At 62.9% G+C, this 14,568-nt stretch carries 13 protein-coding genes; 5 read left to right on the forward strand and 8 right to left on the reverse strand.

Translation table 11 applies throughout. From position 1 onward, the window contains the following. Positions 1-537 (forward strand): cytochrome c (locus tag VEK15_22635; GenBank protein HXV63516.1); only part of this gene is annotated, 537 nt, incomplete at its 5' end. Between the two features lie 15 nt (positions 538-552). Here the strand turns inward: VEK15_22635 and VEK15_22640 are convergent. Further along, positions 553-2,178: an amidohydrolase family protein gene (locus VEK15_22640; protein HXV63517.1), complete on the reverse strand. Its 1,626-nt coding sequence runs from the start codon at positions 2,176-2,178 to the stop codon at positions 553-555. A 173-nt stretch (positions 2,179-2,351) separates the two neighbouring features. On the opposite strand from VEK15_22640, the gene VEK15_22645 reads away from it, so the two are divergent. From VEK15_22645 to VEK15_22655, 3 genes are read left to right on the forward strand one after another with little or no spacing between them, the layout of a single operon-like run. Beyond that, entirely contained in the window at positions 2,352-3,248 is an 897-nt protein-coding gene (locus tag VEK15_22645; protein ID HXV63518.1) for an amidohydrolase family protein, read from the forward strand. After that, positions 3,206-5,347 carry an acetate--CoA ligase family protein gene (locus tag VEK15_22650; GenBank protein ID HXV63519.1) on the forward strand — a complete coding sequence of 714 codons (2,142 nt, stop codon included), beginning with the start codon at positions 3,206-3,208 and terminating at the stop codon, positions 5,345-5,347. Before VEK15_22645 ends, VEK15_22650 begins: the two co-directional genes overlap by 43 nt. Further along, entirely contained in the window at positions 5,347-6,723 is a 1,377-nt protein-coding gene (locus VEK15_22655; protein ID HXV63520.1) for a sodium:solute symporter family protein, read from the forward strand. Before VEK15_22650 ends, VEK15_22655 begins: the two co-directional genes overlap by 1 nt. 202 nt (positions 6,724-6,925) lie before the next feature. On the opposite strand, the gene VEK15_22660 is transcribed toward VEK15_22655, so the two are convergent. The 7 genes from VEK15_22660 to VEK15_22690 form a co-directional block, all read right to left on the reverse strand. Continuing rightward, entirely contained in the window at positions 6,926-7,111 is a 186-nt protein-coding gene (locus tag VEK15_22660) for a hypothetical protein (protein ID HXV63521.1), read from the reverse strand. After that, positions 7,108-7,911 carry a hypothetical protein gene (locus VEK15_22665; protein ID HXV63522.1) on the reverse strand — a complete coding sequence of 268 codons (804 nt, stop codon included), beginning with the start codon at positions 7,909-7,911 and terminating at the stop codon, positions 7,108-7,110. The genes VEK15_22660 and VEK15_22665 overlap by 4 nt, the downstream gene beginning before the upstream one ends. Positions 7,912-7,963: 52 nt before the next feature. Further along, the gene (locus tag VEK15_22670; protein ID HXV63523.1) at positions 7,964-9,019 is read right to left on the reverse strand and encodes a hypothetical protein; all 1,056 of its coding nucleotides are present in this window, start codon (positions 9,017-9,019) and stop codon (positions 7,964-7,966) included. A 4-nt stretch (positions 9,020-9,023) separates the two neighbouring features. Then, positions 9,024-10,271: a formyl-CoA transferase gene (gene frc, locus VEK15_22675; protein HXV63524.1), complete on the reverse strand. Its 1,248-nt coding sequence runs from the start codon at positions 10,269-10,271 to the stop codon at positions 9,024-9,026. Positions 10,272-10,342: 71 nt separating this feature from the next. Next, positions 10,343-12,346 carry an interleukin-like EMT inducer domain-containing protein gene (locus tag VEK15_22680; GenBank protein HXV63525.1) on the reverse strand — a complete coding sequence of 668 codons (2,004 nt, stop codon included), beginning with the start codon at positions 12,344-12,346 and terminating at the stop codon, positions 10,343-10,345. A gap of 214 nt (positions 12,347-12,560) precedes the next feature. Continuing rightward, entirely contained in the window at positions 12,561-13,529 is a 969-nt protein-coding gene (locus VEK15_22685; protein HXV63526.1) for a threonine/serine dehydratase, read from the reverse strand. Continuing rightward, entirely contained in the window at positions 13,526-13,894 is a 369-nt protein-coding gene (locus VEK15_22690) for a YccF domain-containing protein (protein ID HXV63527.1), read from the reverse strand. The genes VEK15_22685 and VEK15_22690 overlap by 4 nt, the downstream gene beginning before the upstream one ends. Before the next feature lie 63 nt (positions 13,895-13,957). On the opposite strand from VEK15_22690, the gene VEK15_22695 reads away from it, so the two are divergent. Further along, the coding region (locus tag VEK15_22695) for an ATP-dependent DNA ligase (protein ID HXV63528.1) at positions 13,958-14,568 on the forward strand (611 nt) is incomplete at its 3' end.

The following is a 14,568-nucleotide window of genomic DNA, read 5'->3' on the forward strand; positions in this document are numbered from 1 at the left end:
GTACCCTCCGGCGGCATCGGTGGCGACATGTCTTTCTACTACAACGAGCCCAAGGCGGGTAACGTCTTCGTGTTCGCGCTCGACGGCGGTGGGCCGGCGAGAGTGCCGCCGGGGACGAATCTGACCACGATCGAGGGGAGCTTGCCCCGGGTCGGAGAACCGGGCCATACGCTCGGCGGCCGGGTTCTACCCGGTTACGGTTTCGAGCCGACCGAAGGCGGCGAGCCGTTGCCCGGAGCGTCGCCGCCTCTGCCAACGGAGGGAGGCACGCCGACACAGGCGAGCCCCTTTTCAGGGGACGAAGAGGCCATTGCCCGGGGCGAGCGCACCTATCGGGCGCGATGCGTCGGCTGCCACGAGACGGGCGCGGCCCGGGGAGCACCTCTGTTCAGGACGACACTCAGCCCCTCACGGTTCCTCGAGGCCGTGGCCGAGGGGCGCGAGGGAACTCTCATGCCGTCGTTTGGGTCGCTGCTCACGAGCGAACAGATCCTGGAGCTCCATGCGTTTGTCGTCTCGCGTGACCGCCTGGAGTGACGCCAAGGCATTCTGTCAGCGGCTTCCCTCGGGGGTGGGTCGACCAGGCTGCGTGATCTGGAAGTTCTCTCGCGCCTTCGCCTCGGCGACGATTCGCCTCACATCGGCGAGTAGCTTCTTCGCGTCGAAGATGATGCCGTCCTTGATCGTGTATTTGACGCCTCCAACGCGGACGACGTCATTGTTCTCGTCGAGCTTCACCGCGCCCGTGCCGTAGAGGACCTTGATGTTCTCCAGCGGGTTCTCCTCCACGACGACCATGTCGGCGAACTTGCCGACTTCGATCGTGCCGATGTCTTCGGACAATCCGAGAGTCTCCGCTCCTTTGAGCGTGGCGGCACGAAAGACCTCGAGCGGATGAAAGCCTGCTTCCCGCAGCAATTCCATCTCGCGAATGTGGCCGAAGCCGTACAAATTATAGGAATAGCCCGAATCCGACCCGATCGCGACGCGGCCGCCCCGATTCTTGTATTCGTTAACGAACGTCATCCAGAGCTGGTAGTTCTGCTTCCAATCCACTTCGATTTCGGTCGTCCAGTAGTACCAGTACGAGGCGTGCTTCTCGCGATTGGGTGCATAGAAGCGCCAGAGCGACGGTAGGGTGTATTCCTCGTGCCATTCCGCACGCGCCATGCGCATGAAATCACGGGTCGTCTCGTAGGCTACGAAGGTAGGGGAGAGCGTGAAATCGAGCTCGATGAGCTCGTTCATCACGGTGCTCCAGTGATCGCTGTACGGTGCCGCAGCCTGGCGCCAGAGCCGGCCCGCTTCCACGAAGCGGTGCTGCTCGTTGTTGTAGTTGTAGTCGAGTGGATAATGCTGGATCGTCTTGTCTTCGAACAGCGCCTCCGGAAGCCCGTACCAATGCTGCATGGAGGTGAGGCCGAGACGCGCGGAGTCGAGGGCATCGAGCCAGGCCACGTTCAACTGTGCGTGGTGGCACGTCGTGCGAAGACCGTGCTTGTTTGCCTCGTCGATGGCCGCGCCCATGATGTCGGGTCGAGCCCCAAAGAACTTGATCCCATCGGCGCCCTTGGCGGCGATCGTCCCGACCCACACTCTCGCGATTTCCGTGGTTGCCATCGGGCCGTCATGGCCCTGACCAAATGCGGGGTAGGCCTCGATGCGCGGTGCGGTGATCGTGTTCGCGAGGCTCTTCTCCTTGTGCGCCAGCACCCAGTCCAACCCATTGCCAGTGCTGGGGTCGCAGATCGTAGTGATTCCGTGTCCCATCCAAAGCTTCAGAACATACTCTGCTGGCGTGCCCTGCTCTACGCCTCCGATATGCCCGTGGAGATCGACGAAGCCGGGGAGCAGGTAGTGTCCTTCTAGGTCCAGCTCCTTGTCCCCGGGCTCAGCCTTCGGCCGTAGCGCCGGGTCGATCGCCACTCCGGGAAAACCGACGCTCTCGATCCGCGCGATACGATTCTTCTCGACGACGATGTCGACGGGACCCACGGGGGGCGCCCCGGTGCCATCGATCAAGGTCACACCCCGAAGAATCAGCCGGTTGAAGGGTCCGTCTCCCTCTGCCCGAGTCGGTGCGTCGGAAATGTGCTCGATCTCCGGCTGACCCGAAGCGATCACGACAAGACAGAGCCAAGCAAACATGGAAGCCACGCTCACACGTGCACGCAGCATGAGGTCTCCTTTCTCGTGTGGGAGCTAAGCTACCGCCTGTGTCGGCACAGGTCAAAATCGACTCTTCGCTTCTCTCGCTACAGGTACCCCATTTGGCCGACTCACCGCCCAATTCTTAACAGGTTTAGAGCCATGCTAGACTTCGTCGCCGAAGGCGGACGAGAGGAAACCGCATGACACGCGTGATCGATCTCGAGTGCTATGCACCGGCGGAGCTGAGAGATCCGGACTATCACGCGGTCGAGCGCGGTCGGCCTGGTACGCCCTTTCCGGACGCTTTGGATCCACCCGCGGGATACGGCTTCGCGAACTACGAGCACGTCTTCCCAGGGTCTTCGACCGAGCGTTCTCCGGGCACCGACGGCGGTATGAAGAAGCTGGTGGCCGACATGGATCGCGCCGGTATCGAAGCAGCGCTTCTCGTCGGTACGCGCAACTCGGCGATTGCGCAGATTCACCGGGATTATCCGAACCGCTTTCTGACCCTGGTCGTGCTCAACCCCCTCGACGGCATGCGTGCGGTGCGTGAGCTCGAGAGATTGGTCAAAGAAGATGGCGCCCTGGGAATCCGCGTCAATCCCCTCTACACCTGCGTGCCCGCGAACGACCGGAGGTACTATCCGCTCTATGCGAAATGTGTCGAGCTCGACCTCCCGGTCCGAATCTACACATCCATGAACTACGCCAACGATCGTGCCTACGATCTCGGGCATCCCCGGTATCTCGACGATGTGGCAGTCGATTTTCCCGAGCTCCGTATCGTCGCCGGACTTTCCGGGTGGCCCTGGGTCGCCGACATGGTCGGTCTGCTGCGCCGGCATCCCAACCTCTATTGCGATACCGCCGCCCATCGGCCGCGTCACTTCGCGACCAAGGGGTCCGGATGGGAGCAATTCCTGCAATTCGGAAACACGCTCTTGCAAGACAAGATCATGGTCGGCCTCTCCCGGGCGCTGATGGGGCGAAGCTTCGAAGAGCTCATCGCGGAGTACCAGAGCCTGCCGTTGAAGGAATCCGTCGTCGAAAAATGGCTCTATCACAACGCGGCACGGTTCTTTCGGCTCGGCTAGCGCCGATGTTCAGGGACGTCACCGCCCTGGTGCGCCCGCGCTCGGTTGCCGTGGTTGGAGCTTCCTCGCGACGGGTCTCTCAAGGCAACCTCGTCATCACCAATCTGAAGGAGTGGGGCTTTCCCGGGCCGGTCATCCCCGTCCACCCGACCGCCTCCTCGATCGACGATCTTCACGCGGTCTCTTCTCCGGAATCGTTGCCCGAAGGCATCGATCTCGCGGTGGTGGCGATTCCCGCGGCCGGCGTCGGTGAGGCGTTGCACGGATTGGAGCGCGCCGGAGTTCGGGCCGCCATTGTCTTCGCCAACGGTTTTTCCCGAGAGGACGAGGATGCTCTACGCCGTTTCACCCGAACGAGCCGGATCGTCGTCCAGGGTCCGAACTGCATGGGTCTCATCAATTTCACCGATGGGCTGCGGCTCTATCCGACGCGGCCCTCCGAACGGGTCATAGCCGGGAACGTCGCCCTCGTGGCTCAATCAGGATCCGCGGCGATCTCGATCATGAACAGCACCGCGGTCGGGTTTTCGAAAGTCATTACCGTGGGAAGCGAGTTCCAGGTGACGGCGGCCGACTACGTGACCTGGCTGGCGGGCGACGCGGCGACCTCCGTGATCGGTGTCGTGACCGAACGAATCGCACACCCGGTCGCGTTCGCCGAAGCCGCGGAGTCGGCGCATGCCGCCGGCAAAGCCGTCATCGTGTTGAACGTCGGCACGTCGAGCACGGGAACCGCTGCCGCCGCGGCCCATACCGGAGCGCTGATCGGCGAGCGAGATGCCTATGACTGCTACTTCGATGCGTGCGACATCGCGACAGTGCGTGACTACGACGAGCTGATCGCGTCGCTGGAATGCCGGTCGGTAGGCGTGCGAAATTTGAGAGCGGGCGCTCGCCTTGCTGTGGTCGGCATATCCGGGGGCCAGACGGCCCTGGCGTGCGATGTCGCCGAGCAGGCTTCCGTCCCTTTGGCCGGGTTCGACGAGGCGACGAAGAGCGCGCTCCAGCGTTTTCTTCCGGGGTCAACTGGAGAGAACCCGGTCGACATTGGCGCAACCGTGATCGAAGAGGAGCGGCGGATCCGCGAAGCCGCGGACGCCGTACTCGCTGACCCGAACGTCGACGGACTGGCCCTGATACAAGACGCGCAGTCGACGCTCAACCCGCGATCGCTCGCGAGCTACGAGCCCATCCTGACGAGCTACGGCGAGGCAGGTCGGAATGCGAAAAAGCCCGTCGTCATGATCTCGCCGACGTCCGAGGCCCTGCACGAGACCGTCACGCAGAAGCTCACGTCCCATGGTGTGCCGGTGGTCCGGGGCCTGCGAGAGGGCTTCGTTGCCATCGGGAATCTATCCAAGGGAACACCGGGACGCGCCGGCCGCTGGGCGCAGACACACGGGAGGGAGAACCGCGAGCTCCCGTCCGAGGTCGCTGCCCTGGGCGCGGAGATCGAGCGAGACCCAGGACGGTTGCTGGATCTCTACGGGATCCCTCGGGTGCGATCGATCCTCGTCGGGAGCGAGGCCGAAGGAAGGGCGCGCTGCGGTGAACTCGGATTCCCCATGGTCGTCAAGCTCGTTTCGAAAGACGTACCCCATCGCTCGGACGTCGGTGGTGTCGTGCTCGGGGTCGAAGACGAAGAGGGACTCACCACCGCGATTACCTCGATCACGGCCGAGGTGACCTCACGGCTTCCGCATGCCCGAATCGATGGCTTCGAGCTGCAGGAGGAGATCCGGAGCGCCGTCGAGGCGATGGCCGGCTTCACCCGTTCACCACCGTTTGGCGCGCTCGTGGCCGTCGGGACGGGCGGAACGATGGTCGAGCTCGACGCGGACCGCGCGCTCGGTTTGGCGCCGTTGTCGGTCAAGGACACGGAACGGATGATCCGCAAAACGCGGCTGGGACGGCTGCTCGGCGGGTATCGGAACCTGATACCCAACACCAACCTCGAGCCGCTCGCGCGTCTGGTATCCGACCTTTCCCGATTGGCTGCCGATCTCGGTGACACGATCACCGCCTGCGACCTCAACCCGGTCCTGGTGCAGAAGGGGTCGGGCGCCGTTCGCGTCGTCGACGTCCTGGTGATCCGCTGATGACGGGCGAGTCCCTGATTCTCACCGTCGTCGTCGTCTACCTGGTGCTCATCAGCGTTCTCGGCGTCGCTTTGAGAAAACGCATCCACGGCTTCGCCGACTTCATGGTTGCCGGACGCAGCGCGGGGCTCGTGGTAGTGGCCGCTTCGTACGTCGGAAGTCACTTCGGCGGTGGCATGACGGTCGGGGGTGCGGAGCTGGGCGCGCGCAGCGGACTCTCGGGCATCTGGTATGGGGTCGCCTGCGGTTTTTCCTACCTGCTCCTGCTCGTCATCGTACGAAAGGTCTACGCCCTCAAAGGCATGACCGCCGCGGACGTCCTCGAGCACGCTTACGGAACGAAGCGTGTTCGCGCGCTCTTCGCGGTCGTGGCCTTTGCCGGGTCGGTCGGCATCATCGGCGGTCAGATCTTGGCGGGCGGGGCCATGTTCTCCACCTTCGGTGTCTCTCAAGAGCTCGGGGGCATCATCGCGTTCGCCATCATCGTGATCTACTGCGCGCTCTCGGGGCTCTACGGGGTGATGATCACGGACACCATCCAGGTGGCCATCGGCGGATTTGGCGTCGTGCTCGGGGCGGCGCTCGCGCTGAAGAGGATCGGCGGCATCGGGCAGCTTGCGACCCTTCCCGCCGAAGATCTCTCCTTGTTCCCCGCCGATCTCGGCACGCTCGTCTGGCTCGTCGTCCCCGTGACCCTCAACGGCCTCATCTCTCAACCGGCCTATCAGCGGATCAACGCGTGCCGGGACGAGAGGACCGCGGTCCGCGCGCCTTTGTTGGGCGCGCTCGTCGTCATCGTTCTCTCGTTCTTTCCCGTTCTAGCCGGAATGTGCGCGCGGGTGTTGTGGCCCGACATCGATCCGGCCATGGCGGTCCCTCAGCTTCTGAAAGAGGTCTTTCCTCCCGTCGTGGCGGCGATCTTCATTGCCGCCGTCCTCGCCGCGATCATGTCCACGGCAGACAGCGTGCTGCTCGCGGGAGTCGCGAACTTGGTGAGGGACATCTATCAACAGATCTTGCGGCCCGATGCTTCCGACAAGGAGCTTCTCAGGGCCTCGACCCTGGCCACCTTCGCCATTGGGATCGGCGCCCTCGCAGCCACATATCTGGTCCCGACTATCATCGATCTGTTCCTGGCTTCTTACGCCATCCAGGTGTGCGGGGGGCTCATCCCCGTCGTCGGCGCGTTGTTGTGGAAGAAAGGAACGGAGCTCGGCGCGTGGGCCGCTTTCGTCGTCGGCATCGGTTTCGTCTCGCTGAGCACGCTCAAGGTGATCGAGATTCCCTACCACTATGTGGTGGGTTTGGTCCCCGCGCTCGTCGTTTACGTGTGCGTCAGCCTGCTCACCGGTAAGACCCGAGGAGAAAGACGATGAGAGGAGGGTGCCGTCGAGCGCATCAGCGCCGGCCTGAGGGAACGAGACGCTCGAGCTCTTCGAACCAGTTCATCGCCATCGCCGTGGCGGAGAAGATATCCACGGCGAAGAAGGCGAATACGAAGGGTATGCTTCGGCCGGACGAGTCTACGACCTCCGCACTCTTCTCTGTCCGAAACTCGGCCTGCCACGGGTTACCGGTTCAGCGCGTGAGCGCGGGCTCTTTCTCGAACACCCCATGGGAATAGGTGTGCTCGTCGAGATCATTCGTCGCCTGCGCCTGGCGAAGCCAGAGATCCCAGCAGGCGAACAGCTCTTCCTCACTCAGCTCCCTGAGACTCAAGTCCTCCTCGCTGAGGAACTCGTCCCGAATCTCGTTCGCCTTCACGCACGACCTTTTGAGGGTTCGATCGTCGTCGGGAGCACTCCCTCGGCGCGGCTGACGACGATCTCATGCGCTTCGAGGAGGGAAAGCCCCGCCGTCTCCACGGCAACGCTCGGCCATAGTGCGTACCAGTCGGCCGCGGCGTCCCCGTAGGCCTTCAGCCGTGCTTCGTTGAGCCGAATCAATCGCCGCCGTTCGGCGTCGAGCTCCTGTTCCAATCGCTCGCGGCCTTGCGATATGAAGGCGAGCAACGGTCTCGCTTCGGTGAGCCGTTCGCTCACACCCGGGTGCTCACGCGAGAGCCGTATGAGATCTCTGGCGCTACGCGAGTACAGGAGCTCGAGCTCCGGGCGGTTCATCAAACGGGCGAGCTCACCGATCACCGCGTAATCGCGCTCTCGGTTGGTTTTCTTCATCTCCGCGAGCTCAGGTGGATCGAGGAACGGAATGTCCCGGGCCCTCTGCTCGTTCCAGATTCGCGTCAAGTCGGCCTGGGAGATTCGCGGCGGCCTCGTGAAGAAATCCGCACGAACCCGCAGCCCGTCCTCGCGAAACTCGAAGTGAGAGCTCCAGCCGCCGCGCATCCACCGAGCCTCCAGAGGAGCTCCGTAACGATAGCGCGCCCCGTGGGCCTCGAGGACGCTCAACACGTGTCGTAGCGTCTCGTCGTCCTCCCGAAGAATCCAGTCACCATCCTTGCTCATGATGGCAAGACGGTGGAGAACGACCGCCTGCCCGCTGCAAATGATGGCGCGCAGGCGGCCTTCATTGAACTCTCGAGTGAGCCGAAGATAGATGTTCAACTGTCAGCCCCTCGCGTGCGAGCCAGACCTGCAGGCGTCTTCGACGCGCATCCTAGAGGGTGCGGTTCCTCCGCAAGCGCTCGTCGACCAGGCTGACGATTTCGTCCAGGACGTCGGAACGAAGCCCGTACCGCCGCGCGATGCGTTGAACGAGGCAATCCACGCGTTCGATGTGCTTGGCCCCGGCGAATAGCGCACGGATCGCGGAAGAGGGCTTCATGAGCCCCTCGGCCGCTTTCGCGTATTTCTCGAAAGGGACGAGGTCGTCGTCGGAGGCCCCAAGCCGGACGCACAGGTTGCGAGTCCAGTCGTAGATCTGGCGCGAAGTCTCGACCTGCCCGTGGACCGCGTCCCGGATCGAGATCGGATCGTCTCGCCGAATACAACGGTAGTTGCCGGTGATCAGCATCGGCCATTTGGAGAAGGGAACGAAGATCGAGTCGTGGACCCTGAGCTTCACCGGAATCTCGATGGCACCATCGCCGGGGTCGAATCGTACGGCCTCGATGTCGGCCTCGAGGCCGCGAAGAAGCTTCGTGTGCTCCTCGGCTTCGAATCGGGCGGCTTTGAAGTTGGTGGGTAATCCTACCTGGAGAACGTTTTTCGGCTCTCCCGGTGGACGAAACGCCTGAGGATCGGGACTCGCCAGCGTGACCAGGCCAGGCTCGAAGCCTTCCCATACGCGGGGATGCGCGTAGCACTCCGCTAGGCCCTCGGTATCCAGATTCGGAATCCGGTCGAGGTAGGGCAGGGGAGGGATGTTCATGATGGCGAGGCACGGCACCCGCTCTGCGGCTACGCGTCCCATCAGCTCGCGGACCCCCTCTGAGCCGTACTGAGGCTCCTGCATACCGAGCACGACCAGATCGAATGCGCCCGGGTCGACGTGGTCTGGGGAGCTGGCCGAAAGCAAACCGTCGAGCCCTTTCGAGGCGATCTCGACCGGCGTTGCCCGCCCCCGGACGGGCAAGCGTACGAGGGTCCCCTCGCGATTGATCAAATCTGCAGTCGGCTTCGTGCACACCAGCGTCACCGAATGTCCGGCGAGCAACAACTTGGTGCCGAACAAAGAGCCGTAGGAAGCGCCGAGGACGAGTACGTGATGCATCGAGTCAGATCGCGCCTTGCTTGCGGGCAGCTTCTATCTCGTCGTCATCGAGACCGACGACCGACTTCAGAACCTCTTCGGTATGCTCGCCCAGGAGTGGGGAGCGTTGTACCTCGGCGGGTGAGTCCGAAAGCTTGATGGGGTTACCGACCGTCAGATATTTGCCTCGCTCGGGATGGTCGACCTCCACGACCGTCCCCGTTTGTCGGAGCGAGGGCTCGGTCGCGAGCTCCTTCATGGACAGGACCGGCCCGCAAGGCACGTTCAACGGATTGAGGATGTTCATGACCTCCATCTTGTTCTTCGTCATCGTCCACTTCTCGATCTCGCCAAACACCCGGTCGAGCTTCGGCAGGCGTGCCTCGGGCGTGCTCCATTCCGGATCCGAGAGCCAATCCTCGCGACCAATGGCTTTGGCCAGCTCGGGAAAGGCCGCCGACTGGGTGATCACGTAGATATAGGAGTCCGGGTCCGTCTCCCAGCCCTTGCATCGGACGATCCATCCGGGGTGACCACCGCCTGAAGCGTTTCCGGCGCGCGGCACGGCGTCGCCGAATTCACCGTTCGGATACTGGGGATACTCCGTGAGAGGGCCATGCGCGAGCCGCTGCTGGTCGCGGAGCTTCACGCGGCACAAGTTGAGAACGGCGTCCTGCATAGCGCACTCCACCCGCTGGCCCCGACCCGTCCGTTCACGCTGAAAGAGTGCGGCGAGGATGCCGGCCACGAGGTGGATCCCCGTGCCGGAATCGCCGATCTGAGCCCCGGTGACGAGGGGAAAGCCGTCGATCTCACCGGTGGTCGAAGCCGCGCCTCCAGTGCATTGGGCGACGTTCTCGTATACCTTGCAATCGGCGTAGGGGCCGGGGCCGAAGCCCTTGACCGAGGCGTAGATCAAGCGAGGGTTGATCTTCTGGATCTTCTCCCAGGGAAAGCCCATACGATCGATCGCTCCGGGGGCGAAGTTCTCCACCATCACGTCGCAGGCCTCGATCAGCCGGGCGAAGATCTTGTTGCCCGCCTCGGTCTTTGGATTCAATGTGACGCTTCGCTTGTTGCCGTTCAGCATGGTGAAGTAGAGGCTGTCCACGTCGGGTATATCCTGCAGTTGTTTTCGCGTCGCGTCGCCGACCCCGGGTCTTTCGATCTTGATGACGTCGGCCCCGAACCACGCCAGAATCTGGGTACAGGTTGGTCCCGACTGAACGTGCGTCATGTCGAGGATCCGGACACCCTCGAGAGCTTTTCCCATTGCTATCCCTCTTCTCGCCGAGCTTCTTGTCGACGGCCCTCATCTTAACCCCGATGCCTGATTTCGTGAACCTAGATGCCCCAGGAAAACCAGTTGACGAAAGATACGGTGAACAGGGCTAGGCCCATGAGGAAGCCGATCGACAGAAAACGATGAACGAAGCGGTTTCTGCCCCACTCGCCCAGAACCATGAAGCAAGGAAAGAGAACCGCCGAATAACGGGGTGTGCTGGCGAGCACGCCGGTGACGATGGGCAAGCCCATGCTGCCAAGAACGAAGACGGCGGAATCGACGCCAAACCGACGGCCGGCAAGAACGCCCAGTAGCACGGTGGCGAGAACAAAAGACCAGTGGAGGAATGCGTGAGCATCAGCCTCACCCTCGAGCACATCCCCCTCCTGGAGACGCTGGTAGGAGTCCACGAGCTTGAGCCAGGACCCTTCTCCACGACCCCAATTCTCCTGGACGGAAACGAAAGCCAATGGGTCGCCCCGGCTTTCCTCGAGCACGAGGGAGAAGACTGCCGTGCCCGCGGGAATCAGGAGCAACCACATAAGCGTCCAGCCCCGAGCGCGCCGCCCCCCGGCAAAATAGAGAATGAGATGTGCCGGCAACAAGACCACACCCACCAGTCGAGTCATGGCGCTCAGAAAACCCCACAGACCGGCCAACGACCATTGTCCTCGTCGGGCGTGGTACGTGCTGGCGGTTGCGGTACGCAGGAACAGCGACTCGGTGTAGACCGCGGAAAAGAAAACCGCCGCAGGAAAGAGCGCCACATAGTAGATGGTCCGTGAAGCCGCCTCCGGCGAGGCCAGAAGGAGCGTGAGCCGATAGAGATACATGAGCGCTACCAGCAGTGACATGTGCGAGATCGTCACCGCCCCGATCACAAGGGCGTGGTCCGGCGCGAAGCCGAACCATTCGAACAGCGGTGCGATCCCTCGCGACAAGAGTGGATAGAGGGGGAAAAACGCCGGATTGAGCTCGTGACCCGGGCCGGGCGGGTATCCAAAACGCGCGATGTCAAGATAATAGCCGGAGTCCCAGCGCGCCCACATGTCGAAAAACACGTTCTCGGGGAAGACTTGCCACGGCGCTGGCTCTCCGGGTAACAGGGCGAGCCCCAAGAAAGCGATCACGACTACCCAGAATCGAGATATCACGAATACCTCGATGGGCTCGCTTACCCATCGTGGAATTGCCGGCAGGGACACGTCGTCATGGTAGGTCCAGATTTTCATTACCGCTGCAAGTGAAGCCGCGACGGCGAGGGAAAAGGGTCCGCGAAGCCACACAATGCCGAAGAGGGTCATCAAGATCAGCGAAGGAAGGTACGTAACGAGATCGCGATTCAGAATGCACGCCGTGCTTCGCCCGGTGAGCCACGACAGGGTCAGGCCGGTCGCGAGCCAGAGAGCGAGGAAGCCCCCCAGATAGCGGAGATACCAGCGCAACCCATAGGCGAGTTTTCGTTTCCAAGGCGCCTCGATGTGCAGATGGATCGGAACATTGGCCACAAGGTCGGGAGTCTCGTCGAACGACGCCCCCTTCCAGCCAACGAAGGCGTGGGCTTCACGGTACCGACCCCCGACGTTCTTGGCGATACCCAGCAATCGAAGAGCCGCCTGCGCCTCCTCACTGAGAAGTGACGACGCTTCGTCCTTGACGGCGCCGACGACGAGCTTGCCCGAGGGAACGCGCCTCAGGAATCGCGCGAGCTGGCCGGCCGCTTCGGGATTCTTGTGCGTATCGAAATGAACCGACGCATCGACACGACCGGTCGCGTCGTCGACGACGACCAGGTTGTAGCCGCGTTCCGCCTGGGAGACGTCACGTCCTCCGACGTGAATCTCGGCGTAAGGGCTTTCTTCTTCGAAGCTCGTCTTTCCGGCGCTGCGGATGAGGAGGTCAACAGGAGCTCGCGGAAGCAACAACGAAGTCTCGATGATCTCCCGGCGATCGAGCTCTCGCGAGCGTGAAAGGACCGAGGTGTCCAAACAGAGATCGGTGGCACCGGCGAGGGCCAGACCCAGGGCGATTCCCGCGACTATCAGTCGCGGCTCGAGCTTCACGGCTCGATCCAATCATACTTCCGCCCCTTGGGTGAGGCCTCGGCGAAACTCCACTACCGCCCGGGGCCCATGCTCGCTTCAGTTCGGCAGAAGCTCGATCTGGGCGTGGACGACGGAAACGAAACCCATTCCGGCGGTCAGTACGAGGGCGACTCGAAACGAACTACGCATGGGAACCTCCCAGCGTTTCAGACGAAATCCGCGGCGGAAGGGCTCACTGCCCCAGGAGCACTTCGGCCAGTTTCCGAGCGTCGATGCTCCCGCCGGTGACGATGGCCACGGAGCGGCCTCGCTCCGTGATGGGCATGGAGAGAGCCGCGGCGAGAGCGAGCGCCCCCGAGCCCTCCGCAACGAGCTTGTCGCAAACCACGAGACTCCGCATCGTTTTCTTCACGTCGTCTTCCGATACCAGCCGGGTGCTGGAAACGAGCTCTTCGAGCAACGGAAACATCTCGTCGGTGATGTAGGGAACGGCGACACCGTCACAGAGGGTCCGACATTCGACCTCGACCGGCCGGCCGGCACGGAGACTCTCGTGGAGCGATGGGCAGCACTCTGGTTCGACTCCGATGAGCAGGATTTCGGGCTTCAGAGCACGCAGCGCCGCACCCACACCGCAAATGAGCCCTCCCCCGCCCACGGGGACGAAAACCGTGTCGACGTCGGGAAGCTGCTCGACGATCTCGATTCCGAGCGTTCCATGGCCGGTCATGACGTCCAGGTTGGTCCAGGGGTGGATGAAGGCGTAGGGCTCGCGCTCCCACAGGCGCTCCTTGAGGAATCGAAAAACGTCGGAAACGGGGACGAGTACGGGGACGCCTCCATACGCCCGCATCGCTTCGATTTTGGCCCCGGGAGCCGAGTCGGGCATGACGCTGCGGGACTCGACCCCGAAGTGTCTCCCCGAAAAGGCGAGCGCCTGAGCGGTGTTGCCGGCGCTCACGGTGCTCAGGCCTTTGCGTCGCTCCTCGTCGGGGAGCGAAGCCACCGCGTTGAACACTCCGCGCAGCTTGAACGATCCAATGGGTTGAAACGTTTCCAGTTTGAGAAAGAGGCCGTCTTCACCGTGGAGCTCGTGAAGGGGAACGAGGGGAGTCCGGCGGGCGACGGAGCGGATGCGCTCGCTCGCCCGGTACACGTCCTCGAGGGCGGGAAACCTGGGTGGCCTGGCTCGCGAGGTCAACGCAGGTCGCGGCCGAAGGGAAGGAGGGCGAGGGGAATGAGCTTCAAGTGCTGGAGCGCAAACGGGATCCCGATGATGGTGATGGCGAGCACCAGGGCCGACACCGCGTGGGCGAGTGCGATCTCCCAGCCGATAATCAGGAGCCAGACGACGTTCAGCACGATCCGCAGGGGGCTGTTGGCGTCGGTGCTCTCGACGACGTTCTTTCCAAAGGGCGCGAAAGTTGCCACGCCGATCTTCATGGCTTGGACGCCGAAGGGAATTCCCACGATCGTGAGGCAAACGACCAGTCCCCCAAGGATATAGCCGACTCCGGCGATGAGACCGCCGAAGATCAGCCAGAGAATATTGCCGAGAAGACTCACCGCTGGATCATACTGCCAAACGGGACTACAAGTTCAACGCGACCATGATAGCGTGGCTCTGCCGTGAAGCTCGCCGAGGTGGTGGAGACGTCGAGAGAAGTCGCGGAGACGAGAAGCCGCCTGGAGAAGACGCGGTTGCTCTCGCAGTTGCTGGCGAAGGCCCCCTCGAGCGAGCTGCCCATCGTGGTCAGCTACCTCTCGGGACGGCTCCCCCAGGGGCGAATCGGTATCGGACACCAGACTCTCGGCGCGATGAGAGCCCTCCGGGGCGGCACCGACCCGGTGTTGAATCTGCAAGATGTTCACGACACGTTCTCCGAGCTGGACGATCTGTCCGGTGCCGGCTCGAGCGCTCGACGCACCGAGCTCGTTCGAAACCTGCTCCGGCGCGCGACCGAAGTCGAGCGCGACTTCCTCGTCAGACTTCTTCTCGAGGATCTCAGGCAAGGATCGCTCGAGGGAATCATGGTGGAGGCTTTGGCGACGGCCTCGTCGCTGAACGTGGAGTCCGTTCGACGTGCATTCATGCTTTCCGGTGATCTGGCAATCGTCGCGAAGACGGCGCGCGCGGAAGGAGAAGCAGGGCTCGGCAACATCGCGATCGAGCTCTTCCGGCCGGTGCGAAGCATGCTCGCGTCGACCGCCGAGGACATCGCCGACGCGCTCCGGACGCT

The sequence above is a fragment of the Vicinamibacteria bacterium genome (assembly GCA_035620555.1).
Classification (GTDB): Bacteria; Acidobacteriota; Vicinamibacteria; order Marinacidobacterales; family SMYC01; genus DASPGQ01.